Genomic DNA, 23,869 nt, shown 5'->3' on the forward strand with positions numbered 1-23,869 from the left:
GGTCGCGGCGTCCACGGGTGGCGCCGCGACCACCGATTCGGCGGGTACCGGCGGTCAGGTCGGCCGGGACCCGGCTCGGTCGTCGGTGGCGGCTGCCGGCTCGAGGACCTTCTGCAACACAGCCGTGATCGCGCGGAGTTCCTCGTCGTCCAGCCTGTCCGCGAAGCGCTCCGCGATGCCGCGCAGGTAGATCGGCGCGGCCTCACGGTATCGGCGCCTGCCTGCGTCGGTGATCGTCACGAACGCCGACCTTCGATCGTCCGGATTCGCGTCCCGCTGTACGAGCCCGTGGGTCTCCATCTCGGCGACCAGGCGGCTGACGCGGGTACGACTGAGCACCACCCGCTCCCCGAGGTCGCTCATGCGTAGCGCGGTGCCGCTCGCTCCCGCCAGTTCGAGCAGCACGTCGTACCAGGCCAGCGGCAACCCGGTCGTGCGTTTCAGGTCGCCGTCGAGCTCGGGAACCAGCCGCGCATGGACCTGCAGGAGCGCGCCCCACGCGCTCGTCTCCAGGTGACGCCTCCTGGAATTCCGTGTCGCTGCCACCGGGGCAGTCTAACCGGATCCACCCCATCAGTTGCGTGCGTACGCACATTGATATTAAATGTGCGTACGCACGCACATGAGTGCGGGCGACCCGATGGAAGGTGACACGATGACCGAGCTGATCTCGCGCGACGAACTGGCCGCCGCGCTCCGCGACGACTCCGTGGTGCTCCTCGACACGCTCCCCGTCGACCACTACGACAAGGCACACATTCGCGGCGCGCTGAACCTCATCGAGGCCGACGTGGAATCCACAGCAGCGCAGGTCCTTCCGGACCGAAATGCGGCGATCGTGACCTACTGCGCGAACACCTCGTGCCGCAACAGCGAGATCGTGGCCAACCGGCTCCGCGAACTCGGCTACACGAACGTGCGCAAGTACCGTGAGGGCATCGCGGACTGGGAGTCCGCCGGCCTGCCGATCGACGGCTCGAGCACCCGGGAGCGCGTCACCGGGTGACCCGGCTCCAGGCGACCCCGCCCGTCACGCGACCTCCGGCACCCCGCCGGCGTGCAGGGCGGGGATCACCTGCAGCAGCGCCTCCGCGATCTCCTCCCCCACCCGCTCGAACGCCTCCCGGCGCAAACCCACCGGATCGCTGATCGACTCGCCGCCGGGCCGGACGTCGTCGCGGCCCGCGGCGATCTCGTACACGGTCCGCGCCCCGGTCAGCCACACGATGCGGTGCGCCTCCGGCAGCGTGAAGCTCCGATCCGCGGCCTCCGGCAGCTGTCGCACCACCTCGTCGCGCACGGACTCCGACATCGCCAACACGAGATCGGCCCGTTCGATCAGCTCGGGCCGCAACCGACGGGCGACGAAGCCCGACGGATCGCCGCCCAGCCCGCGGAGCACGTCGGCCGCGACCGGCTCCATCGGGAACCCGACCAGCGCCCTGGTCCCCGCGCTCTCCGCGCTGAGCATCGCACCGGGCGCGGCGGGTTCCAGCTCCGCGGCAATGGCGATTGCGAGGCGCTCGGCGATGGCCGAGCGGCACACGTTGCCGTTGCAGACGAACAAGACGTGCATGGCGGGGACAGTAGCCACGCCCCCGTGCCACCGCGAGCGCAGAACTCGGAATTCGCAGGGCGATCGCCTGACATTCACTGACCCGACCCGACGGGTACATCGACCCGCTACCGCCCGGCAATCCCCGGCCCGGCCGGAAACAGGTAGGAATACCCGTAGTTCCACGGTCGCCGGCGAGGACGAGGGCGTGAACAGTGTGATCCACATCACTTACCGTCCCCCATTTGCCGAGGCTCAGATGCACCAGGACCAGCACGTATTCCTCCACCCCGCACCACCGTCGGCCGGCGACGGTAACGACGCCGAGCGAATTCGAGCGTGGCGTCGACTGGGCGACTTCCTCGAGCAAGCCGGCGCCGTCAGTCCGCACGCCCGAAGGGTGATCGATTTCGCGATCACATGGGCGCCGTTCGGCGGCGCGAGCCCGGCCGAGCTGTTCGAGACGTTCGGCGTCACACCCGCACGGTTCCTCACATTGCTCCGCGAGTCACTCGAACCGCAGGGCGTCGTCCCTCACCTGGCAACGCTCGAACGCCAACTGAGCGAGTCACTACTGAGGGCCTGGACGGGCGCCGGCCGCGCACAGTCGCCCCGTCCGAGCGCCGTGTGACGGTAGCGACACTCGGTCACCGCCCGACCAGGAGGTCGGGGGCCTACTGCGAGTATGCCGCCAGGTGTTCACCGAGCAGCGCATCCACCCGCTCCGGCGCCTCGTCGGGGATCCAGTGGCTGACCCCCTCGAGTACCTCGAATATGTACGGGGCATCGACATACCGCGGCGTCAGGGCGGCACCCACCGGCCCGATCGCAGTGTCGCCGTCGCTCCACACGTGCAGGGTGGGCACCCGCACGCTGGCCGACGCCCGACCCGGCGTCGTGAAGGCCATGCCGCGATACCAGTTCAGTCCGCCACGGGCCCTGGCCTTCTCGCGCATCGGCACGGCGTCGCGGGTCGCGTCGTCGGGCGACATCCCGGTGGCGATCAGCTGCCGGCGCATGGCGCCGCGGGACAGCACCAGCTCCGGGAGCACGGGGACCTGGAAGGCGAGCATGTACCAGGACTTGAGCACCTGACTGCTGGTGAGCACCGCCTGGACGAAGGCGGCCGGGTGCGGCACGGACAGCGTCGTCAGGGTGCGGACCAGGTCGGGGCGGGCCGCCGCGGTACTCCATGCGGCCGCGGCTCCCCAGTCGTGGCCGACCAGGTGCACGGGCCCCGCACCCGCCTGCTCGATCAGGGCGACCACGTCCGCGGTCAGCTGGGAACTGCGGTAGGCCCAGCGAGATCGCGGCCGGGCACCGGGCGAGGCCTCGCGCAGGTCGGGCGCCAGGGTCCGGAAGCCGCGCCGGTGCAGCAGCGGCGCCAACCGATCCCAGGAGCGGGAATCCTGCGGGAAGCCGTGCAGCAGCACCACCGGGACACCATCGAGGGGTCCGGTGTCGCGGACGTCGAAGACCAGCCCGTCCCGGCGGAAGGAGGCGATCCGGCCGCTGCTCACGCGGTAGCCCCGGTGCGCACCCGTCCACCCACCGACGGCGCCTTGGCGCCCGCGGGCAGGAACTGCCCGGTCTTCTCGACGCCGAAGCCGGGGGTGAACTCGCCGTCCCGGTAGACGAGCCTGCCGTTGATGACGGTGGCCACCGCCGCGGCGTCGCTGCGGTTCACCATCCGGCGCAGGCCCCCGTACTCGGGCACCGCCTCCTCGAACAGCCCGTCGACCGAGGCGTCCAGGCCCGCCGGATCGATCACCACGAGATCGGCGCGGTCGCCCTCGCGCAGGTGGCCCGCGTCGATGCCGTACCAGTCGGCGAGCTCGCCGGTGAGCCGGTGGATCGCACGCTCGATCGTGAGGAACGGCTTGCGCCCGGACTGGGCGTCGTTGACGCGCTTGAGGAGTCGGATCGGGTAGTTGTAGAACGCCATGTTGCGCAGGTGCGCGCCCGCGTCGCCGAAGCCCATCTGCACGCCCGGGCTGGCGGCCAGCTTGTCGGCGAACTTCGGCCGGTGGTTCGCGACCGTCGTCCGCCACCTCAAGCTCTTGCCGTACTCCACCACCAGGTCCAGGTACGCATCGACCGGGTGGACCCCCCTCTCGTCGCCCACCCGGCCGAAGGTCTTGCCGATCAGGGTCTCGTCGGGGCACCCGACGACGACCGCGTCGTAGAAATTGCGGTGCCAGATACGCGGTGAGAACTTGTTGTCGTAGTCCTTGCGGAACCAGCGGCGGTACTCCTCGTCCTGGAGCAGCGCATTGCGTTCCACCTCGTTCTTGAGGTGCAGGGCGGCGGCGCCCGCGCCGAATTCCTCGAACACCACCAGGTCGATGCCGTCCGCGTACACGGTGAACGGCACCGGCAGGTGCTGCCAGCGGAAGTTCGTCTTGGCGAAGCGGTTCAGCAGCGGCGCCGCCGTCAGCATGAAGTACACGATCGCCGGGTAGGCCTTGGAATCGGCGCCGGAGAGCAGCGAGGTCTTGAGCGCCTTCTTCCGCCCGATCGCCGAGCTCTCGACGAAGAACGCGGCCACGTTGGGGTGCAGGTTGATCGTCGGCGCGCTCTGCAGGATCTTGCCGCGATCGCGCAGGATCCGGTTGAGGAAGCGGAACTCGCGCCAACGCGCGTACGTCGACGGCAGTGAGCGCGAACGGTATTCATCGCCGTCTATCTTGTCGAGAGCGTTGGTCATCGAGGACAGTCCGAGGAACCCTGCGTCGATTGCCTCGGTGAGCATCGAGCCCATCCGGTCGAGCTCGGCCGCGGTGGGCTTGGTCTTCTTGTCGGTGCCGCGGCCGAGGCCGAGGACGTGGGTGCGGATGTCGGAGTGGCCGATGAAGCCGGCGACGTTCGGCCCGAGCGGCAACGCGTTGAGCGCGTCGACGTATTCCGCGGGCCCGCGCCAGGTCTTGTTCTCCTCCAGGATCCGCAGCACCGACTCGCGCGGCACTGCCTCGACCCGGCTGAACAGGTCCGCGCACTCGCGCGGGGTGGAGTAGACGGTCGAGAGCGAGCAATTGCCCAGGACGACGGTGGTGACGCCGTGCCGGACCGACTCGGGCAGCCCGGGGCTGACGAGCGCCTCCGCGTCGTAGTGGGTGTGCACGTCGACGAAGCCAGGGAGCACCCACTTGCCTGCCGCGTCGATGACCTCGGTGTCCGGCCCGACGGGGAGCGCAGAGGTGGAGACCGTCACGACGACGCCGTCCCGGATCCCGAGATTGCGCCGCTGACCACCGGCCCCGGTGCCGTCGAACCACAGGCCGCCGTTGACCACGATGTCGAACTCGGGCATTGTCGCGCTCCTCACATCGGGTAAGTGTTACCCGAGGTTACATATCCCGTTGAGTAGAAGTCAATGGACCGGTTGAGCATTACTCAATAGAGTGCTCGGCATGGCCGCTGCCCCTCGCTCCCCCGCCGATCGGCGCGCCCAGATCCTCGAGGTCGCGGTGCGGATGCTCGAGTCCGAGTCCTTCGACGACCTGTCGATGGACCGGGTGGCGGCGGAGGCAGGCGTGTCTCCACCGCTGCTGTTCCACTACTTCAAGAACAAGCAGGGCTTCCGGAACGCGGTGCTCCAGGCCAGCGCGGAGGCCCTGCAGCAGCGGATGACGCCCGACCCGACGCTGCCGACGTCCGCCCAGCTCCGCGCGGGCGTGGAGACCTTCGTCGACGCGGTGGTCGCGCACCCGACGAGCTACCTGGCCGTGATGCGGTTGGCGGGCAGCGGCGACGAGGGCATGCGCCGGATCTACCGCGGGATGCGGCGCACCTTCACCGACTGGATCGTGCGCGCGCTTGCCGAACTCGGCCTGCCCACCACCCCCGCCGTCGACGCGGCAGTGCAGGGCTGGCAGGCCTTCATGGAGGAGGTGGTCCTGTCCTGGCTGGATGAGCCGACCATGACCCGTGTCGAGGTGATCGAGCTGTGCGAGCGCGCCTTCTACCACCTGCTGCCCGCCGCCGGCCTCGACGTCGAGCAGATCGCCCGCGCGCTGGCCGCGGCGCAGCCGGATACCGCCACGCCCTAACCGTTGCGGTTCGCGACCGGGAACACCTCGGCCTCACCCAGCACCTCGATGGCCACCAGCGAGCCGACCGCCGGGGTGCGGGTGCCGGCCTGACGGACCCTGATGTGTGTCGGTGAGGAATCGAGGGTGATGTCGAGCAGCGCCTGCGTGCCGAGGAACTCGGTCGCCGTCACCGTGCCGGTCTTGCGCCCGTCGGGGTCCTCCCCCGGGTCCGAGGCCACGATCTGTTCCGGACGTAGCATCATCCGGGCCGGCCCCTCGAACGCGTTCGCCCGCACCGGGATACGGCCGAGGGCGCAATCCGCGATGCCGCCGGCCACGACGGCGGGCAGCAGGACGCACTCGCCGAGGAACTCGGCGGTGAAGATGTCCACCGGACGGTGGTACACCTGCTCCGGCGCACCGACCTGGGTGAACCGGCCCGCCCGCATCACCGCGACCTGCCCGGCGAAGGAGAGGGCCTCCTCCTGATCGTGGGTCACCAGGATCGTCGTCACCCCCGCCGCGTCGAGCGTCTGCGCCACCGACTTCCGGGTCGAGGCGCGCAGGCCGGCGTCCAGGGCGCTGAACGGCTCGTCGAGCAGCATCACCTCGGGCTCGCGGGCGAGCGCGCGGGCCAGCGCCACCCGCTGCTGCTGGCCGCCGGACAACTCGTGCGGCCGCCGCCGCGCATAGGACTCGTCGAGCGAGACCATCTCCAGCAGCTGCGCGACCCGCCTGCCGGACCGCGCCCGGTCCCCCGATCGCGTGCCGCGCAGGCCGAACCCGATGTTCCCCGCGACGCTGAGATGTGGGAACAGCGCCCCGTCCTGCGCCACGTAGCCGACCCGCCGCCGGTGCGGGGGCACCACCCGACCGGGCCGCGCGACCAGGGCCCCGGCGATGGACACCGTCCCGGCGTCGGGGCTGTCGAACCCCGCGACGACCCGCAGCAGGGTGGTCTTCCCACAACCCGACGAGCCGACGACCGCGGTGGTGGTGCCGCGCTCGACCCGGAGGGTCACCGCGTCCAGGACCTCGATCGGGCCGTACGACTTCGACAGGGATTCGATCTCCACCTCGCTCACAGCCCGGCCGCCTTCTGGGACTGCCGCATCAGCAGGTAGGTCATGGGCAACGCCAGCAGGATCATCGCCAGCGCGAAGGGCGCGGCGGCGGCGTAGTCGAGTTCGCTGGTCAGCGACCAGAATCGGGTCGAGAGGGTCCGCGTCCCGATCGGCGCGAGCAACAGCGTGGCGGTCAGTTCCGTCACGATCGCCATGAACACCAGCGCGGCGCCCGCCGCGGCCGCGGGCGCGGTCAGGCGCAGCGTCACCCGCACGAAGGTGCTCGCCTGCGAGCGTCCGAGCGCGGCCGACGCCTCCTCGAGCCCGACCGGGACCTGCGCCAGGCCCGAGCGCAGCGACACCAGCGCCCGCGGCAGGAACATCAGCACGTATGCGGTGATCAGCACGATGACGGTCTGATAGAGCGGGTTCGCGTAGCGAATGGTGACGGTGATCAGTGCGAGCGCGGTGACGATCCCCGGCAGCGAACTCGTCACGTAGTTGCAGCCCTCCACCATCCTGCTGAACACCCCCGGTCGCCGCACCGCGATCCAGGCCACGGGGAACGCCAGCGCGGTGGTCACCGCCGCGCCGAGCAGCCCGAGGGCGAGGGTCTGGGCGAACGCGGGCCACAGCGTCCCCGTCCGCCAGACATCCGTGCCACCGATCCGCAGCCAGCGCGCGATGGTCCACAGCGGGACGCCGAGGGCCGCGACGGTCAGCGCCACCAGCCCGAGCGCGGCGGGAACCGCGCTCCACCGCAACCGGATCCGGTCCGGCCGACGGGGCGCACCCGAACCCACCCGCGCATACCGGGCCGAGCCCCTTGCCGCGGCCTCGGCGACGAGCAGGACGAGGCAGCACAGCACCAGCACGCTCGCGAGCATGCTGCCTGCCGCACCGTTGAAGGTGGACTGGAACTGCTCGAATATCGCCGTGGTGAAGGTGTCGAAGCGGAGCATCGCGAACGCCCCGTACTCGGCCAGCAGGTGCAGCCCGATCAGCAGTCCCCCGCCGAGGATCGGCAGCCGCAACTGCGGCACGACGATCCGGAAGAAGACGCGGTACGGACCGGCCCCGAGCGCGCCCGCCGACTCCTCGATGCCAGGGTCGAGCCGACGCAGGGTCGCGGCGACAGGCAGCGCGACCAGCGGGAAGTAGGACAGCGTGGCGACCAGCACCCCGGACCACAGCCCGTGCAGGGACGGGATCACGCTCACCCACGCGTAGCTGTTCACGAACGCGGGCACCGCGAGCGGCGCGGCCAGGATCGGGGCCCAGTACCGGTGCCCGAACACCGTGGTGCGCTCGACGATCCACGCGGCGCCGACCCCGAGGGTCATGCAGACGGGAACGGTGATGACCACGAGCGCGACGGTATTGCGCAGCAGCTCCCCGACCCGGGGCCGGAAGATCAACGCGGAGGCCGTTTCCCAGCCGGTGGCGATGGTGGTGGCGATGACATAGCCGAGCGGAATGAGGGTCACCGCCACCAGCACCGCGACCACCGCCGCGACAACCGGCGGCACCCGCCGTCGCTCCGACCGCCCGGATCGGGGGCGCGCGAGCGTGGGCGCGATCATCGCACTAGAGGACGCCGGCCTCGGTCATCAACTGGGTGACCTTCTGGCTGTTGAGTTTCGACGGATCGACGGTCGGAGCCTGCAGGTCCGCGAGCGGCACCAGCGCCGGATTCGACGGGACGTTGCTGCCCACCGCGTACTCGAACGAATCGCCCTTCTGCAGGATCTCCTGGCCGGACTTGCCGGTCACGAACCTCAGGAACTGCTGCGCGGCAACGGCTTTGTTGCTCGACTCGAGCACGCCGCCGCCGGACACGCTGACGAACGCGCCCGGGTCCTCGTTCTTGAAGTAGTGCAGCGCGGTGTTGGCGCTGTTCTCGCCCGTCTTGGCCTGATCGCCGAACCAGTAGTAGTGGTAGATGACCCCGCCGGGCACTTCCCCCGCGTTGACGGCCTTCATCACGGCACTGTTGCCCTTGTAGGGGACGGCGTTCTCCTTCATGCCCGCCAGCCATGCCCGCGTCGCGTCCTCCCCCTTGAGCTCGAGCAGCGCGCTGACGATGGCCTGGAAGTCGGCGCCCGACGGCGAGGCGGCCCAGCGCCCCTTCCAGCTCGGGTCCTGCAGGTCGAGCAGCGACTTCGGCAGCTGGTCCTGCGGCAGCTTGTCCTTGTTGTAGACGAAGACCGTCGAGCGCGCCGCGATCCCCGTCCACTTCCCGGTGGACGGCCGATACTGCTGGGGTACCTGCGCGAGCGTGTCGGGGTCGAGGTCGGCGAACAACCCCGCGGTCTCGACGAGCGCCATCGCGGGCGAGTTCTCGGTGAGGAACACATCGGCAGGGGACGCCCCACCCTCGGCGACGATCTGATTGCCGAGCTCGGTGTCGTCGCCGTTGCGCAGGTTCACCTTGATCCCGGACTGGGCGGTGAACTCGTCGACCCATTCCTGGGTGAGCGATTCGTGCTGGGCGTTGTAGACGGTGATCTGCTCGGGCTCATTCGAGGTGTCCGAGTCGTTCGAGCAGGCGGTCAACCCCACCAGCGTCGATGCCAGAAACATCGCGCCCGCGATCGTCTTCCATCCTGCTGTCATGACGGTGCCCTTCGGCCGCTGCGACCATCGGGGAATCCCCGATGAGGATTGCCTCAGCAACGTACACCCGTGGGTGCGCCCGCGGGCCGCGATCGGCCCACGATCAAGATCAAAAAGTTGGGGTAGCCTACCCTTTTCATTGGACGATCCTTAGTGTAGCCTTCCCTGAGGAAGCAGGGCTGGAGGATCTCGACATGTACGTCTGCGTTTGCGAAGCAGCCACCGAAGAACACGTGCAGCAATGCATCTCTGCGGGGGCTCGCACCGCCAAGCACGTCGCGCTGGGTTGCGGCGCGGGGCGCGGGCGGGGCTGCGGCATGTGCCGCGACCGGATCAAGTCGATGATCGAACAGCACTACGCCACCGTCGTCGAATGCGAGGCAGAACCGATCAGCGCCTAGTTGCGATTCGTGCACAAATACACCGAGTGAATTCACCCGGTGAGGGTTAGGCTGACTCTAGTGTCCAGCCCACCCCCACCGGAGGTGTCATGCGCGGCGACGACGAGGTCATTGCTCTTCTGAACGAGCAGTTGACCAGTGAACTCACAGCGATCAATCAGTACTTCCTGCACTCGAAGATGCAGGCCAATTGGGGCCTGACCAAGCTCGCGGAAAAGACGCGAGAGGAGTCCTTCGAGGAGATGCAGCACGCGGAGCTGCTCACCGACCGGATCCTCATGCTCGAGGCCCTGCCGAACTACCAGCGGCTGCTGCCGCTGCGCATCGGACAGACCATCCGGGAGCAGTTCGAATCCGACCTGGCGATCGAGGTCGAGGTCGTGCAGCGCCTCCGCCCAGGCATCACGATGTGCCGCGAGAAGGGCGACCACACGAGTGCGGGCATCTTCGAGAAGATCCTCGCCGAGGAGGAGGACCACGTCGACTATCTCGAGACCCAGCTCGAGCTGATCGACAAGCTCGGCGAGCAGCTCTACCTCGCGCAGACCGTGGATCAGCCGCCGACCGCCGGCTGACCCCACAGACACCCGAGCCCGGCAGGTGACCACCTGCCGGGCTCGTCGCTCTCACGCGGCGATCGGCGTACGCCCGGAGAACGCCGCGAGCCGATCGATCGGGGTGGCGTCCCCGGCCGGGGTGACCTCGTCGGCGAATGCCGTTCCCCGGACTGCGGGGACGATCGTCTCGGCGAGACCGCGGACATAGTCGACGAGTTCGTCGGAGATGTGCAGGGACTGGCCGCTCGCCTGAGCGAAGTCCCAGGCGTGGAGGGTGAGTTCGAGCGGAAGGATGCCGGCGGCGAACGATGCCGGCATCTGCGAGCCGCCGGGGCCGGGCACGGTGCCGTCGAGGTCGACCGTGTGCCAGGCGTCGATGGCCCGGCCGGCGAGGGTCGAGACGCGGTTCTCCAGCGATCCCGACACGGGGGCGCCTTCCGTGGCGCCCAACTGGACCAGCGACGTGAAGAGGTGCTCGGCGAGCTCGTGACAGGTGAAGTCCGCACACGGCGTCGGCTTGGAGCGATCCTCGGCAGTCAGATTGCGCAGGATCGGCTGCAGCACCGCCAAGGCCGCCTCCGCCGCCACCACGGGGGTGAGGTTCTCCGGCGCGTAGGCCCATTCGTCGGGGCCCACATCGCCGGTGGTTGCCAGGCGCTCGAGACGCTCGAAGTGGTGATCCCAGCCCTCGGCATGAGACTTCGCCTGCTCCTCGGTGAGCCCCTCGTGTACCAACGTCACCAGCGAACCGGCGTCCGCGGGCTCCACCGTCACGGTCACCGTGGACGCGTCGTATGGCAGGTCGGCATTGCCGTCCCAGCCCCACCCGAACACGATCCGGCGGCCGGGATCGACCTCACGGAAGGTGCCCGCCGCGATGTGACCCGGGGTGACCGTCCACCGGTAGGAGCCGCCCGCGCGCAGATCGACCACCGCCGAGACGGTCAGCCAGCGGCGCAACCGCTCCGGCTCGGTGATCAGTGCGAACGCCTCGTCAGGGCTGACCGGCAGGACCGCTGTCTTCGTGTAGCTCATGACTTGCTCCTCAGGGTGTGTGCGTCGGCGACCAGTTGGTCGAGTTCGTCGGTCCAGAACTTGTCGATCTCGGCCTGCAGCTTGAGCAGCCCACTCGGCAGGACTCGGTAGATCCGTTGTCGGCCGACCTTCTCGGCCTCGACCAGCCCGGCGTCGGCCAACACCAGGAGGTGCTGGGAGATCGCCGACCGGGTCACCGGGAACTCGGCAGCGACCTCGCTGACGGTCCTCGGGTGCCCCGCCAGCAACTGCAGGATGCGTCGCCGGTTCGGCTCGGCAGCGGCAGTCAACGGGTCAGTCACAAGAAATACGTTAGCAGCCACTAACGCATCTGTCGATGCTGTCACTGCCGCAGTGAGCGAGGTACCCACTCGCCGCACTGCTGGTGCACATACGCGTCGGGGCCGACCAGTGATGGCCGGCCCCGACGGTCGAGCGAAGGCGGGAATCGAACCCCGGCCGTGTCACCAGGCGATGTTGATCGGCCCCGGAGTCCACGTGCCCGAGCGCGGCACCGTCGCGGTGTCGAGTTGTGCCGGTACGGAATTCGCGTCGCGGCGGGTGTACTTCTCCAGGCTGCCCCAGTCCTGGCTCCAGTCGTCCTTCAGGTAGGTCGGCAGGGTGCGGCCGGTGGCGGTCAGGTCGATCCACCCCAGGGGGCCGCCGCCGAAGTGGTCCTGCCACAGGCTCGTCATCACCGCGCCGGGGCGGTCCCCGAGGATGCGGTATTCAGGGATCTCGGCGACGCCGAGGCGATGGTTGAACGGCTGCTGGCACGGGAACTGCAGTGCCACTTCCCAGTCGATCATGGTGGGTGTGGTCGACCCGAGCAGGGCGTCGAGGGTCTGGGTCTGCGGGACCCGCGGCGGCGTGACGGCGACCCACTGATCGGGGTCGGTGTCGCTGTCGTCGACGACGATCCGGACGGCATTCGCCTCGCCCGGGAGTTGGTCGAGCGGCACCCTGAGGTTGCGCCACGAGGGGGCCGGGCCGATGTCGATCGGCAGCGCACTGCCCAACTGCTGGACGGTCCCGTCCGCCCCGCGCACGCCGTAGTCGAGGTCGACGCGGGCACCCGGGGTCTCGATCCCGTCCGAGTTCACCGAGTACACCCGGCCCGCGACGGACATCGAGACGAGGTCACCCTCGGTGGGCAGGGCGTACCAGTCCGAGGTCAGCGACGCCGGGCCCTTCGCCCCGTAGCTGCCGAGGACCGGCGTCCGGGCCGGGTCCAGACCGAAGGGCAGCGCGACGGAACTGCCGTTGATGCCGGAGGCGCCCTGTCCGCCTGCGGTGCCGGCGGCGTTGCTGGACTTGGAGTCCTCGTTGTCGAGGGAGGTGGCCATGCCCTCGGAGGCGGCCTTCTCGTCGGAGGTCAGGTCGCCGGCCACCCCGTTCGGGGTGAATCCGGCGCTCTGCGCTGCGAACGCGTTCGCCGGTGTGGTGGTGAGCGGTTGCAGCATGGAGGCGTTGGTGTCGGTCTCGACCAGTACGTCCTCGGCCAGGCCACAGGCGTGTCCGGCGAGGGCACCGAAGTTGGATTTTGCGACAGAGAAGGACGGGTACTGGGCGATCGCGCCCTTGGTCATCGAGAGCACGAAGAACACGACCATGGCCCCGGCCGCGACCGTCAGTGGGGGAATCGACCACGGCCTGCGGGGAGACGCCGACCGGTCCTCGTGTGGTTCCCGGACGAAGCACCAGGCCGCCACGAGCAGCATCACCACCGTGGCGGCGAGCAGGATGGTGCCCGCGCCGAACCCGGCGATCATCACCGGCTTGTCCCAGAAAGGGACGCCCCAGGCCGAGATGTACCACCAGCTGTTGCTGCTGGTGAAGGCGAGCGCGAGGACGAACAGCACCGCGGCCGCGAACAGTGCCCGGTTGCGCCGCGACCTCAACACCAGCGGGCCGACGGCGACGGCGGTCAGCACGGCGAGCGAACCGGCAAGGCCGGCGTAGATCCCGAAATGGTGCGTCCACTTCGTTGGCGTGAACATCATCAGCACCATCGCGGCGATCGTGATGCCGATGATCCGGCGGGACGGACCCGCTGCGGTTCCGGGGATCCGCCCGCCGCGGCGCAGCATCACCACGAGGCTCGCGACGATCGAGAGCACCATCACGAACACCCCGAACCGTCGGGCCAGGGACCCGTCGGCGTTGATCATGAACAGCCAGTCGTACCGCTTGTACTCCTCGAACCACGCGTTGGTCGGCGGGATCGCGTGCACGCGCTGCATCTCGAGGGCACCGGCGAGGGTCTGGTCCGCGAACATGGCGACCAGGATGACCAGGCCCGCCGCGACGATCGGGCCCAGTACGGCGAGGTAGCCGACGGCCTTGGCGCGCGCGGCGACGATCGCCAGCACCGGCCGGGCGCCTGCGATCAGCGCACCGAAGCAGATGATCCCGGAAGGCCCGACGGTCACCGTGAGCGCGCCGACCAGCACGGCGACGGCGGCGGGGAGCAGACGCCTGGTCGCGATGGCACGTTCGACCGAGCACCACGTCAGCAGCACACCGGTGGCGACGATCGGCTCGGGCCGCAGGCCGTTGTTGTAGGGCAGCCAGAACGCGAGGAACACCAGTCCGCCGGTCCACAACGCCACCCGGTTGTTGCGGACCGCGGCACCGAGGCGCGGGGCCACCTCGCGGCTGATCACCAGCCAGCTCACGATCCCCGCGATCAGGGCAGGGAGCCGGACCCACGGGCTGGCCGTGGACACCGTCGTCAGCAGCGCGAGCAGGTCGTAGTACGGGGTGCCGAACGGCGTCTCCGGGACACCGAACCAGCGGAAGTAGTTGGCCATGTAGCCCGACTCGAGCGACGTCCTGGCCATCGTGAACTGGTAGCCGTCGTCGGAGGTGGTGGCGCCGATGAAGTGCCACAGCAGCAGCGTTCCGATCACCACCGCGTCGATCGGACGGAACCTCCACCAGCGCGCGGGCAGGAACCGGCGGGCCCGGCGACCGTCGAGGCCGTCGATGCGGTGCAACCCGACGAGGGCGACGGCCGTCGCGAGCGCCGCGACGATCATCGCGACGAGCTTGATCGCCGAGGGCGTCGACGTGAACCGGGTATCGAGGTCCGCGCGCACGGCCAGGCCCTCGGGAACGACGCCCCGGAGGTCGCTGAACACACCCACCATCTGCGGCCGGAAGTCGCCCACGAGGGTGATCGGATCGTCGCCCGCGAGCGTGGCGGTGGTCCGCTCCGCGTTCGAGGTGACGGTGACCGAACGCCCGTCGAGTTCGTCGACCGGGATCGACAGCAGAGTGTGGTCGCGCTGGACGATCTCGAACTGCACGGGCCCGCCGTCGGCCCCCTCGCTGACCCGGGCGACGACGCCGTACCTTGCCGCGTCCGCCGCCCCGACCGGGGCGGTCGAGACCACGACCCCGCCGGTGTCGGACAGCTGCGCCGCCGCGGCGGCGGGGATGGTCGCGTCGAATTCGAGGGGTGCGTACGACACCAGCGGAGCGTCGAAGCCGGCGATCGAGTCCGCCTGCGGCCAGGACAGACTCGCGCTCTCCTGCTGCACCGGGAGGAACGGTACCGAGAGTGCGGCCAGGATCGCGAGAACGGACGACACCACCGCAAGGAGGCGAACCCGACCGGCCTCCACTCGGGCCACCCCTGCTGGGTCCGGTCGGCTGGGCTGCGGTCGTTCGTCTACGGCGCTAACGGTCACGCCGACCGATGCTAGACGGCCGTCCATCCGAAACGTTCCAAATGGTCTCTTCCGTCCGGTCTCTTCCGTCGAGCTGTGCGAATCAGCGGATGAGCGCCGCCCGCAGCACACGCATCACCAGCGAGGTGCCGGCCCGCAGCGCCGCACCGCCACCCTGCGCGTCCTTGATGCCGTTCACGGCCCCAAGGATCAGGGCGGCCAGTTCGTCGGGAGTCGCGTCGACGGCGGAGAGGTCGATCTCCCCCGCTGCGGCGGCGGCGTCGAGGACCTCGCTCAGCCGCTGGATGAGCCAGGTCTGGGTGTTTCGGCTGATCTCGCCGGTGAGGGCGAGACCCACGCCGAAGAGCTCCGCGCCGTGCACGCTGGTGCTGATCTCCTCCATGAGCCCGCCGAGGTAAGCGGTCAGCGCCGCGTCGATCCGGTCGATGACGTCGCCATCGGCCGCCAGGGCAGCGTCGACCTCGCCCCTGACCTGGAGGTGGGCGCGCTCGGATCCGGCCAGGAAGAGGTCTTCCTTGCTCTTGAAGTGGAGATAGAGCGCCGCGCGGGAGATCCCGGCCGCATGCGCGATGTCCTGCATGGTCGTCTTGCCGAAACCGTACTGACAGAAGACCGCGAGGGAAGCGTCGAGGATCCGCTCGGTCTTTTCGTCGTCAGCCACGAACGAAAGCCTGACAGATTGGACTTCTATCGTCCAGTTGTCTAAGTAAACAAATAGTGTCAGAGTGTCCAAACATGGGAGCAGATACGAGTTCGACATTCGACGTCATCCGCAGTACCGAGATCGCACGCCTGCGCGCGCTCGTCGCTGCCGACATCGAGTCCGCGCAGACGATGCACGGCACCGACTTCCAACTCATCACGCCCGTCGGCGCCGCGCTGACCCGAGACGAATACCTGGCCGCGATCGCCGCTGGCCAGATCGACTACCTGCTATGGGAACCCGGCGAGATCGAGGTTCGACTACTCGGAGACGCGGCGATCCTCCGCTATCGAGCGACGCTCGAGGTCATCTTCGGCGGGTACCGGGTTCCGCGGACGAGTTACTGGCACACCGACAGCTACGAGCTCAGAGACGGCCGCTGGCAGGCGATCTGGTCACAGGCAACGGAGATCCAGGCCGGTGCGGAGACCAGTCGGGGCCGGCCCCTGCTGGCCGGCCCCGACATTTGAGCGAGTGACGGGAATCGAACCCGTGTTGACGGCTTTGCAGGCCGGTGCCTAACCACTCAGCCACACCCGCATCGATAGGACACTCTGCCGACGCGGGGACGATCCGACCAGGGTTCGGCTCAGCGTGATTCTTAGTCCGCCACGCTCGGCCGTCGCAGCGCCGACAGCGCGCTGAACCCCGCGGCCAGCAACGCGAACGCCACCGAGCAGAACGCGAACGCGGTGCCGCCGAGGGTCGTCAAGCCCAGCGCGGTGGTGCCCGCACCCGTGCCGATGTAGAGCACCGAGTTGTTCCAGGACACCGCGGGCGCGCGACGCTCCGCCATCACGGTGGTCAGGTACACCTGCGCGGTGCTGAAGAACGCGGTGCCCGCGAAGAAGGCGGTCACGAAGCCCGCCAGGCACAGCTGCCAGCTGTCGGCTGTGGTCGCGGCGCCGAGGGCCGCCGCGAGGACCAACCCCCAGCCGACGCAGAGCAGCGGCTCCCGCCGCCCGCGCGAGCGCCAGCGATCCACCAGCGGCCCGGCCACGAGCGAGCCGATCAGCGAGCCGAGACCGACGAGGGCGCCGACGAGGCCCAGCACGCCGGTCGCGAATCCGAACTTCGTCGCGAACAGCGCGCCCGCGTAGGCGTAGGTCCCCAGCCGCGCGGCCTGGACGAAGAAGTTGCCCGCCATGATCAACCGGAACACCCCGCCCCGCCACAGCGCGAAGGACGACCGCAGCGCCGCCCACGCGCCCCGGTCGTGGATCCTGATGGCGCGCGCCGATTCCCGCAGCCGCAGCGCGATCAGCGTGCCCGCCACCATCAGGCCGGCCGCGACGGCGGCGAAGGCGAGCCGCCAGCTCGACCCGGCCGCCACGAACGTCGCCAGCGGCACCCCGACGATCTGGCCGCCCGCATACGCCGCGGCGCCGCGCGCGATCGCCCTGCCCCGCTCCAACGGCACCGCGGTCTCCGCCAGGTACGCCCACATCGCGGGCCCGATCAGCGCCCCGCCCACGCCTGCGATCGCCCTGGCCGCGAGCAGCCAGCCGAGATTCGGGGCCAGCGCGCACAGCGTCTCCCCCGTCGCGAACACCCCGAGCCCGGCGAGGATCACCCGCCTGCGCGGCAGGTGCTCGGTGAGCGCCCCGAGCAGCGGGCTGGCGATCGCATACGACACCCCGAACGTGGTGACCACCCATGCGGTCGCGGTGACGGTGGTGCCGAAGTCCGCCGACATGGTCGGCAGCAGTGGGGATGCCAGGAAGAGTTCGGCCCCCATCAGGAAGAACACCATGTGGATCAGCAGGTGCTGGCGCCAGGGTGTGTGCGGCTGCGTCAAGACTCTCTCCTTCGCCGCCGACGCTACCGCGACGGGTCGGCCGCCCCCGCGGTCGACTCCCGCTGACAGGGAAGCGGTGGTGCCCGGCCGCACCCGGGCTCCTACGGTGCGGTCATGACTGCATTCGACTTGCGGGACCTGGCGGGCACCACCGCGGTCGTCACGGGGGCGGCCTCCGGCATCGGCGCGGCGATCGCCCGCCGGGCCGCCGGGCTCGGGATGCGCGTGGCACTGGCCGACTTCGACGGCGCCCGGCTCGACGAGGTCGCGCGCGAGATCGCCGCTGCCGGAGGCGAGGCACTCGCCGTGCGCTGCGACGTGACCGCCCCCGATGACCTCGAACGCCTGGCCGCGACGACCGTCGACCGGTTCGGATCGGTGCGCCTGCTGGTCAACAACGCGGGCATCGACAGCACCGGACGACTGTGGGAGCTCGACCCTGAGCGATTCGACCGCGTCCTCGGCGTCAACGTCACCGGCGTCTTCCACGGAATCCGCGCCTTCGTCCCGCGGATGCTCGCGGCGGGCGGGCCCGCACACATCGTCAACACCGCCTCGATCGGGGCCGTCACCACCGTCCCCACCCAGGCCGCCTACTGCGCCAGCAAGCACGCGACCCTGGCCATGACGGAGTGCCTGGCAATCGAACTCGCCGCCGAGCGGGCGCCGATCACGGTCGCGGCGCTCCTGCCCGGCCCGGTACACACCGCGATCTACGAGTCCGCCGGGTCGGACGGTTCGGCCGGCGCAGCCACCCGGGACCGGATGGAGTCCTTCCTCCGCGAGAACGGGGTGACCCCAGAGCAGGCCGCGGACACGATGTTCGAGGGACTGGCCGCGGGACGGTTCTGGATCTACACCCATCCCGAACGCGCCGACGACCTGTTGCGGTTGCGGGCCGACCGCCTGACTGGCCACCTGGCGCCGACGGCGCCATGAGATACCTGCAGGTGGCGGTCGGCATGGGATGATGGCGGAATGCCGCCTTCGTCACCTTTGCCACTCGATCCGATCGAGGAGGCCCACCGCCAATGGGAGGAGCACGGCTGGGGCGATGTCGCGGACGGGATGGCCGCGGTCACCTCGCTGATGCGCGCGCAGCAGATCATGATGGCCCGGGTCGAAGAGGTGCTCAAGCCGACCGGACTCACCTTCTCGCGGTACGAACTGCTGACGCTGCTCACCTTCACCCGGACCGGCGCCCTGCCGATGGCGAAGGCCAGCGCCCGCCTCCAGGTGCACCCGACCAGCGTCACCAACGCCGTCGATCGGCTCGAATCCGCGAAACTCGTTCGCAGAGTTCCGCATCCGAGCGACCGTCGCGCTACTCTGATCGAAATCACCCAGGCCGGCCGCGATTTGGCTCTCACGGCCACCGAACAGCTCAACACCCAGGTCTTCGCTCAACCCGGATTGTCCGCCGATAAGCTCGACACCCTCGTGCGGATTCTCGCGGAGCTCCGCCGTAGCGCGGGCGACTTCGACACCGGGGACGCACCCACCAAGTGGTGAGCTGATCAGCGAGCAAGGAGTGCGACGTTGGTGCTGGTTCTTGGCGTGTCGGCGGGCGCTAGTGGAGCGCGCGCGGTGCTGGCGCTCTCGGATCGACCGCATCACGAACCGGTGGCGCGCTGCGACGTTCGGCGGCGCCCCGGCACGACCATCGGTGAGCCGGTCATCTCCGCGATCCGCACCCTGCGCGCCACCGCCGTAGAGCAGGCCGCGTTCATCGGTGCGACCGCGGTGACCCTGCGCACCGGCATCGACCCCGACGTGGTGGAGAGCGCCACCGCCGCGACCACCCGGCAGCACGTGCGGGTGGTTCCCGAAACCTCCGCCCAGTTGCGGTATCTCAGGTTCACGGGCCGGCTGCCGCGCCGCGGCTCGGTCCTGCTCTACGACGTGGGGAGCTCGGGACTGGCCGCCTGCGTGGCGGACACGGTGTCCGGTGAGGTGCTGGCCTCGCGCCGCAGCGCGGTGGTCGGCGGGGACCAGTTCGACCGGCTGGTGCAGGAGCACCTGGCGGGCCGCGGGATCCGGCTCGAGCAGGCGGCGTGCCGCGATCTCAAGGAGCAGCTCGGGTTCGAGCGGATCGTCACGGCCAAGGATCCCGAGACCGGCGCCTGCCAGGTCCTGACGAACAACGATCTGGCGGGACTGGCCGCGGACGCCGTCGCCCACTCGAGCACGGTGCTGCGCAGCATGATCCGTGAATCGGGCACCACCCCGTCGACGATCGTGCTGCTCGGGGGCGGCGCACACACCCCGTCCCTCGGCCCACGCCTGGAGGCCCTGATGCGGATCCCGGTGGTCATGCCGCCGGAACCGGCCTCGGTGGCGGGGCGAGGAGCGGTGCTCCTCGCCGCCGCCACCGGCATGCCGTCCTCGCGCCGAGGTCCGGCGCTCAGCGGTTGGTGAGGCCGGGCGGCTGGTGAAGCCCGGCTTCACCGGCTAGCTGTTGGTGAACTTCGGCGCCCGCTTGTCCACGAAAGCCGCCATGCCTTCCTTCTGGTCCGCGGTCGCGAACGTCGAGTGGAACACCCTGCGCTCGAAGCGGACCCCTTCGGCGAGGGTGGACTCGAAGGACCGGTTCACGCTCTCCTTGGCCATCATCGCGATGGGCAGCGACATCTCGGCGATCGTCGTCGCCGTCGCCATGGCCTCGGTCAGCAGGTCAGCCGCGGGCACGATCCGCGAGACCAGGCCCGCGCGCTCGGCCTCCTCCGCGTCCATGTTGCGTCCGGTCAGGCACAGGTCCATCGCCTTCGCCTTGCCGACGGCGCGGGTCAACCGTTGCGAGCCACCAATTCCCGGGATCACCCCGAGCTTGATCTCCGGCTGGCCGAACTTGGCGTTGTCCGCGGCGAGGATGATGTCGCAGAGCATGGCCAGCTCGCAGCCGCCGCCAAGCGCATAGCCTGCGACCGCGGCGATGGTGGGCTTGCGGGCCGAGGCGAGGCGATCCCACGCCGCGAACCAGTCGTCGAGGTACATGTCCATGTACGACTTCGGCGCCATCTCCTTGATGTCGGCGCCCGCGGCGAAGGCCCGCTCGGACCCGGTGATGAGGATCGCGCCGATCTCCGGATCGCGCTCGAGGTCGACGACCGCGGCCACGACCTCGCCCATCAGCTGGGCGTTGAGCGCATTGAGCGCCTTCGGCCGGTTCAGCGTGATGACGCCGACCCTGCCCTTGCGCTCGAGCAGGATGGTCTCGAAGTCACTCACGCGTTCTCCTCGTTCGCACGTCGGCGGATGTCGTTGACGATGGCGGAGAAGTCCAGCGTGCCGCCGGTCTCCTCGTGGAACCGCGAGTAGATCTCCGCGGCCCGAAGGCCGAGCTCGCCGGGAACGCCGTTGCCGCGCAGGGCGTTCGCGGCAAGGCCGAGGTCCTTGTCCATCAGGGCGGCCGCGAAACCGGGCTGGTAATCGTTGTTCGCCGGGCTGGTCGGCACCGGGCCCGGCACCGGGCAGTAGCTGGTCAGGGCCCAGCACTGACCCGAGGCGTTGGACGCCACGTCGAACAGTGCCTGGTTGCTCAGGCCCAGCTTCTCGCCGAGCACGAACGCCTCGCTGATCGCGATCATGGACACGCCGAGGATCATGTTGTTGCAGATCTTCGCGGCCTGGCCGACCCCGGATGCGCCGCAGTGCACGACCTTGGCGCCCATCACCTCGAGCAGCGGCCGCGCCGACTCGAAGTCCGCCTCGTCCGCGCCGACCATGAAGGCCAGGGTTCCCGCGGTCGCGCCCGCCACACCACCGGAGACCGGGGCGTCCATGCCGCGGTGCCCGGCCTTGACCGCGAGGTCGTGTGCCTGGCGGGCGTCCGCGACGTCGATGGTCGAGCAGTCGATGAACAGCGTGCCGGGGGCCGCGGCTTCGAGCAGTCCGCCCTCGTACAGCCCGAGCACGTGCTTGCCGCTGGGCAGCATGGTGATCACGATGTCCGACCCGGTGGCGGCGTCGGCGGCCGAGGCGACGACCGTGATGCCGTCGCGGGTGGCCTGTTCCAGTGCCGCGGGCACCAGGTCGAAGCCGTTGACCTGGTATCCGGCCTTGGCCAGGTTCGCGGCCATCGGGCCGCCCATGTGACCGAGACCGATGAAGCCGATCCGGAGATTGCCTGCGGCGCTCATGACTTTCCTTCCCCAACGCTGCTGAGTTCCTGGGTGTTGCCGAGAGTGATGGAGCTGTGGGTGTTTCCGCCGGGGACGAGGCCGAGCTCGAACGCCCCCAGATCCGCGAAGAAGCGATCCACCTGCTCGTCCGTGACCTCCTCCAGAGTGGCGGGCGACCAGGCGGGATTGCGGTCCTTCTCCACCACCTGCGCGCGGATGCCCTCGACGAGGTCGTGGGAATCCAGGCAGGCCGAGGACACCCGGTACTCCTGGTTCAGCACCTCCTCGAGGCTGCCGAGGTCGCGGGAGCGGCGCAGCGAGCGCAGCGTCACCTTCGCCGCGGTCGGCGACTTGGCGAGGACCTGCTCGGCGGCGTCCGCGGCCGTCGGTATCCCGCTGTCCCGCAACCGCGAGACGATCTCCTCGACGGTGTCCGCCGAGTAGGCGTCGCCGATCCACCCCTTCTGCGCCAGCAGCGCGGATTCGGGTGCGGGCTCGGTGAACTCCTCGAGCGCGCGCTCGAGGGGTCCGGCAGCGAGCGCAGCCAGGAAGGCGGGCACGCGGCCGGACGGGATGAAGTGGTCGGCCAGCCCGCAGGCGATGGCATCGCCCGCGGTCAGCCGTGCGGTGGTCAGCGCGATATGGGTACCGAGCTCACCAGGGGCGCGCGAGAGCAGGTAGGTGCCGCCGACGTCGAGCACGAATCCGATTCCGGCCTCGGGCATCCCGATCATCGAGCGCTCGGTGACGATCCGGACGCTGCCGTGCGCAGACACCCCGACGCCGCCGCCCATCACGATGCCGTCCATGATCGCGACGTACGGCTTGGGGTAGCCCGCGATCGCGGCGTTGAGCACGTACTCGTCGCGCCAGAACTCGCGCGAGCCGTCGCCGCCGTCCTGGGCGTCGTGGTAGATCGAGACGATGTCGCCGCCCGCGCAGAGCCCGCGCTCCCCCGCACCGGTGAGCACCACCGCGCGCACCTCGTCGTCGGTGGCCCAATCCTCCAGCGCCGCCGCGAGCTGGTGCACCATCGAGTGGTTGAGAGCGTTGATCGCCTTGGGCCGGTTCAGGGTGAGCAGGCCGAGGCCGTCGCGCTTGTCGACGATCACCTCCGCCTCGGTCACCTCCGCCGCGCCCGCGCTCACGCCGCCCCCGCCGTTCCGACGACAGCGCGGGCGATGACCACCCGCATGATCTCGTTGGCGCCCTCGAGGATCTGGTGGACCCGCAGATCACGCACGATCTTCTCCAATCCGTACTCGGACAGGTAGCCGTACCCGCCGTGCATCTGTAGTGCCTTGTTGGCTACGTCGAATCCGGTGTCGGTGGCGAATCGCTTTGCCATCGCGCAGAGTTCGACCTTGTCGTTCGCGTCCTCGTCGAGCGCGGCCGCGGCCCGCCACAGCAGGGTGCGAGCGGCCTCGAGTTCGGTGCGCATGTCCGCGAGCTGGAACTGCAGCGCCTGCGAGTCGAGCAGCGGCGAGCCGAACGCCTTGCGCTCGGCCAGGTGGTTGACCGCCTTCTGCAGCGCGGCCTGGGCGCCGCCGACCGAGCACGCCGCGATGTTCAGCCTGCCGCCGTTGAGTCCGGACATCGCGATGCGGAAGCCGTCGCCCTCCTGACCGAGCAGGTTGGCGGCGGGCACCCGCACCTCGTCGAGGATCACCTGACGGGTCGGCTGCGCGTTCCAGCCCATCTTCTTCTCGTTGGCTCCGAAGGACAGGCCCTCGGCGCCCTTCGGGACGATGAACGCCGAGATGCCCTTGGCGCCCGCGGATCCGGTCCTGGCCATCACCACGTACACGTCGGAGGTGCCCGCGCCGGAGATGAACTGCTTGACCCCGGTGAGCAGGTAGTCGTCGCCGTCCCGCACGGCCTTGGTGCTCAGGGCCGCTGCGTCGGAGCCGGCACCCGGCTCGGTCAGGCAGTAGCTGCCGAGGTGCTCCATCGAGGCCAGTGCAGGCACCCACTGGTGCCGCTGCTCGTCGGTCCCGAAGGAGTCGATCATCCAGGTGACCATGTTGTGGATGGACACATAGGCGGCGATGGACGGGCAGCCTTTGGCGAGCTGCTCGAAGATCCGGACGGCGTCGAGCCGGGTGAGCCCCGACCCGCCGACGTCCTCGCTGATGTAGATCCCGCCCATGCCGAGCGAGCCGGCCTTGCGCAGCACGTCCACTGGGAAGTGCTTGGTCTGATCCCACTCGATCGCGTTGGGGGCCAAGTACTCCGAGGCGAAGTCCCGAGCGGTGTCGCTGATCGCCCGCTCGTCATCGGTCAGGGTGAACAT

The 23,869-nt window shown here is 69.7% G+C and carries 25 protein-coding genes and 1 tRNA gene; 9 read left to right on the forward strand and 17 right to left on the reverse strand.

Going from position 1 to position 23,869, the window contains the following annotated elements:
• Positions 1–54: 54 nt before the first annotated feature.
• Positions 55–546: a MarR family winged helix-turn-helix transcriptional regulator gene (locus tag JOE46_RS09200; RefSeq protein WP_097213706.1), complete on the reverse strand. Its 492-nt coding sequence runs from the start codon at positions 544–546 to the stop codon at positions 55–57.
• A 109-nt stretch (positions 547–655) separates the two neighbouring features.
• On the opposite strand from JOE46_RS09200, the gene JOE46_RS09205 reads away from it, so the two are divergent.
• The gene (locus JOE46_RS09205; RefSeq protein ID WP_097213771.1) at positions 656–1,006 is read left to right on the forward strand and encodes a rhodanese-like domain-containing protein; all 351 of its coding nucleotides are present in this window, start codon (positions 656–658) and stop codon (positions 1,004–1,006) included.
• Positions 1,007–1,030: 24 nt separating this feature from the next.
• Here JOE46_RS09205 and JOE46_RS09210 read toward each other — a convergent pair whose 3' ends face one another.
• Positions 1,031–1,576 (reverse strand): low molecular weight phosphatase family protein, encoded by a 546-nt coding sequence (locus tag JOE46_RS09210; protein WP_097213707.1) that lies wholly within the window; start codon positions 1,574–1,576, stop codon positions 1,031–1,033.
• Between the two features lie 187 nt (positions 1,577–1,763).
• On the opposite strand from JOE46_RS09210, the gene JOE46_RS09215 reads away from it, so the two are divergent.
• Positions 1,764–2,186, forward strand: a complete 423-nt coding sequence (locus tag JOE46_RS09215) for a hypothetical protein (protein ID WP_143548508.1) — start codon at positions 1,764–1,766, stop codon at positions 2,184–2,186.
• Positions 2,187–2,229: 43 nt separating this feature from the next.
• On the opposite strand, the gene JOE46_RS09220 is transcribed toward JOE46_RS09215, so the two are convergent.
• Together JOE46_RS09220 and JOE46_RS09225 are read right to left on the reverse strand one after the other, a co-directional pair.
• On the reverse strand, positions 2,230–3,075 hold the full coding sequence (locus JOE46_RS09220; RefSeq protein ID WP_209926999.1) for an alpha/beta fold hydrolase: 846 nt from the start codon (positions 3,073–3,075) through the stop codon (positions 2,230–2,232).
• On the reverse strand, positions 3,072–4,865 hold the full coding sequence (locus JOE46_RS09225) for an amidohydrolase family protein (protein ID WP_097213710.1): 1,794 nt from the start codon (positions 4,863–4,865) through the stop codon (positions 3,072–3,074). Before JOE46_RS09225 ends, JOE46_RS09220 begins: the two co-directional genes overlap by 4 nt.
• A gap of 100 nt (positions 4,866–4,965) precedes the next feature.
• Here JOE46_RS09225 and JOE46_RS09230 point away from each other — a divergent pair, with 100 nt between their 5' ends.
• Positions 4,966–5,604 (forward strand): TetR/AcrR family transcriptional regulator, encoded by a 639-nt coding sequence (locus tag JOE46_RS09230; protein WP_097213772.1) that lies wholly within the window; start codon positions 4,966–4,968, stop codon positions 5,602–5,604.
• Here the strand turns inward: JOE46_RS09230 and JOE46_RS09235 are convergent.
• From JOE46_RS09235 to JOE46_RS09245, 3 genes are read right to left on the reverse strand one after another with little or no spacing between them, the layout of a single operon-like run.
• The gene (locus JOE46_RS09235; RefSeq protein ID WP_097213711.1) at positions 5,601–6,671 is read right to left on the reverse strand and encodes an ABC transporter ATP-binding protein; all 1,071 of its coding nucleotides are present in this window, start codon (positions 6,669–6,671) and stop codon (positions 5,601–5,603) included. The two genes, JOE46_RS09230 and JOE46_RS09235, sit on opposite strands and share 4 nt — an antisense overlap.
• On the reverse strand, positions 6,668–8,233 hold the full coding sequence (locus JOE46_RS09240) for an iron ABC transporter permease (protein ID WP_209927005.1): 1,566 nt from the start codon (positions 8,231–8,233) through the stop codon (positions 6,668–6,670). Before JOE46_RS09240 ends, JOE46_RS09235 begins: the two co-directional genes overlap by 4 nt.
• Before the next feature lie 4 nt (positions 8,234–8,237).
• The gene (locus JOE46_RS09245; RefSeq protein ID WP_209927006.1) at positions 8,238–9,266 is read right to left on the reverse strand and encodes an iron ABC transporter substrate-binding protein; all 1,029 of its coding nucleotides are present in this window, start codon (positions 9,264–9,266) and stop codon (positions 8,238–8,240) included.
• 194 nt (positions 9,267–9,460) lie between these two features.
• On the opposite strand from JOE46_RS09245, the gene JOE46_RS09250 reads away from it, so the two are divergent.
• The gene (locus tag JOE46_RS09250; RefSeq protein ID WP_027502064.1) at positions 9,461–9,667 is read left to right on the forward strand and encodes a (2Fe-2S)-binding protein; all 207 of its coding nucleotides are present in this window, start codon (positions 9,461–9,463) and stop codon (positions 9,665–9,667) included.
• Between the two features lie 89 nt (positions 9,668–9,756).
• Positions 9,757–10,242: a bacterioferritin gene (gene bfr, locus JOE46_RS09255; protein ID WP_097213714.1), complete on the forward strand. Its 486-nt coding sequence runs from the start codon at positions 9,757–9,759 to the stop codon at positions 10,240–10,242.
• Positions 10,243–10,293: 51 nt separating this feature from the next.
• On the opposite strand, the gene JOE46_RS09260 is transcribed toward bfr, so the two are convergent.
• From JOE46_RS09260 to JOE46_RS09270, 4 genes are all read right to left on the reverse strand, one after another.
• Positions 10,294–11,259, reverse strand: a complete 966-nt coding sequence (locus tag JOE46_RS09260) for a TIGR03086 family metal-binding protein (protein WP_097213715.1) — start codon at positions 11,257–11,259, stop codon at positions 10,294–10,296.
• Positions 11,256–11,561 carry a helix-turn-helix transcriptional regulator gene (locus JOE46_RS26350; protein ID WP_097213716.1) on the reverse strand — a complete coding sequence of 102 codons (306 nt, stop codon included), beginning with the start codon at positions 11,559–11,561 and terminating at the stop codon, positions 11,256–11,258. Before JOE46_RS26350 ends, JOE46_RS09260 begins: the two co-directional genes overlap by 4 nt.
• A 162-nt stretch (positions 11,562–11,723) precedes the next feature.
• Entirely contained in the window at positions 11,724–14,954 is a 3,231-nt protein-coding gene (locus tag JOE46_RS09265; protein WP_374102888.1) for an arabinosyltransferase domain-containing protein, read from the reverse strand.
• Positions 14,955–15,036: 82 nt separating this feature from the next.
• Positions 15,037–15,615, reverse strand: coding sequence for a TetR/AcrR family transcriptional regulator (locus tag JOE46_RS09270; protein ID WP_209927009.1), 579 nt, complete (start codon positions 15,613–15,615; stop codon positions 15,037–15,039).
• Positions 15,616–15,689: 74 nt separating this feature from the next.
• Here JOE46_RS09270 and JOE46_RS09275 point away from each other — a divergent pair, with 74 nt between their 5' ends.
• Positions 15,690–16,127, forward strand: a complete 438-nt coding sequence (locus JOE46_RS09275) for a nuclear transport factor 2 family protein (protein ID WP_209927010.1) — start codon at positions 15,690–15,692, stop codon at positions 16,125–16,127.
• On the opposite strand, the gene JOE46_RS09280 is transcribed toward JOE46_RS09275, so the two are convergent.
• Both JOE46_RS09280 and JOE46_RS09285 read right to left on the reverse strand, forming a co-directional pair.
• Positions 16,127–16,197, reverse strand: a tRNA-Cys gene (locus JOE46_RS09280). The genes JOE46_RS09275 and JOE46_RS09280 overlap by 1 nt on opposite strands.
• Positions 16,198–16,258: 61 nt before the next feature.
• Positions 16,259–17,455, reverse strand: coding sequence for an MFS transporter (locus tag JOE46_RS09285; protein ID WP_245220996.1), 1,197 nt, complete (start codon positions 17,453–17,455; stop codon positions 16,259–16,261).
• Positions 17,456–17,569: 114 nt separating this feature from the next.
• On the opposite strand from JOE46_RS09285, the gene JOE46_RS09290 reads away from it, so the two are divergent.
• Genes JOE46_RS09290 through JOE46_RS09300 form a run of 3 tightly spaced genes read left to right on the forward strand, consistent with a single transcriptional unit; the run spans position 17,570 to position 19,873 of the window.
• Positions 17,570–18,394: an SDR family NAD(P)-dependent oxidoreductase gene (locus JOE46_RS09290; RefSeq protein ID WP_209927011.1), complete on the forward strand. Its 825-nt coding sequence runs from the start codon at positions 17,570–17,572 to the stop codon at positions 18,392–18,394.
• A gap of 39 nt (positions 18,395–18,433) precedes the next feature.
• A complete protein-coding gene (locus tag JOE46_RS09295; RefSeq protein ID WP_077042273.1) occupies positions 18,434–18,967 on the forward strand; it encodes a MarR family winged helix-turn-helix transcriptional regulator in 534 nt (177 codons plus the stop codon).
• 27 nt (positions 18,968–18,994) lie between these two features.
• Positions 18,995–19,873: a hypothetical protein gene (locus JOE46_RS09300; RefSeq protein WP_209927013.1), complete on the forward strand. Its 879-nt coding sequence runs from the start codon at positions 18,995–18,997 to the stop codon at positions 19,871–19,873.
• Positions 19,874–19,906: 33 nt separating this feature from the next.
• On the opposite strand, the gene JOE46_RS09305 is transcribed toward JOE46_RS09300, so the two are convergent.
• From JOE46_RS09305 to JOE46_RS09320, 4 genes are read right to left on the reverse strand one after another with little or no spacing between them, the layout of a single operon-like run.
• The gene (locus tag JOE46_RS09305; protein WP_097213722.1) at positions 19,907–20,683 is read right to left on the reverse strand and encodes an enoyl-CoA hydratase; all 777 of its coding nucleotides are present in this window, start codon (positions 20,681–20,683) and stop codon (positions 19,907–19,909) included.
• Positions 20,680–21,594, reverse strand: a complete 915-nt coding sequence (gene mmsB, locus JOE46_RS09310; RefSeq protein ID WP_097213723.1) for a 3-hydroxyisobutyrate dehydrogenase — start codon at positions 21,592–21,594, stop codon at positions 20,680–20,682. The genes JOE46_RS09305 and mmsB overlap by 4 nt, the downstream gene beginning before the upstream one ends.
• Positions 21,591–22,724, reverse strand: a complete 1,134-nt coding sequence (locus JOE46_RS09315) for an enoyl-CoA hydratase/isomerase family protein (RefSeq protein ID WP_257017756.1) — start codon at positions 22,722–22,724, stop codon at positions 21,591–21,593. Before JOE46_RS09315 ends, mmsB begins: the two co-directional genes overlap by 4 nt.
• Entirely contained in the window at positions 22,721–23,869 is a 1,149-nt protein-coding gene (locus tag JOE46_RS09320; RefSeq protein WP_209927014.1) for an isobutyryl-CoA dehydrogenase, read from the reverse strand. Before JOE46_RS09320 ends, JOE46_RS09315 begins: the two co-directional genes overlap by 4 nt.

The sequence above is a fragment of the Rhodococcus sp. PvR099 genome (genome assembly GCF_017833315.1).
GTDB lineage: Bacteria > Actinomycetota > Actinomycetes > Mycobacteriales > Mycobacteriaceae > Rhodococcus_G > Rhodococcus_G oryzae.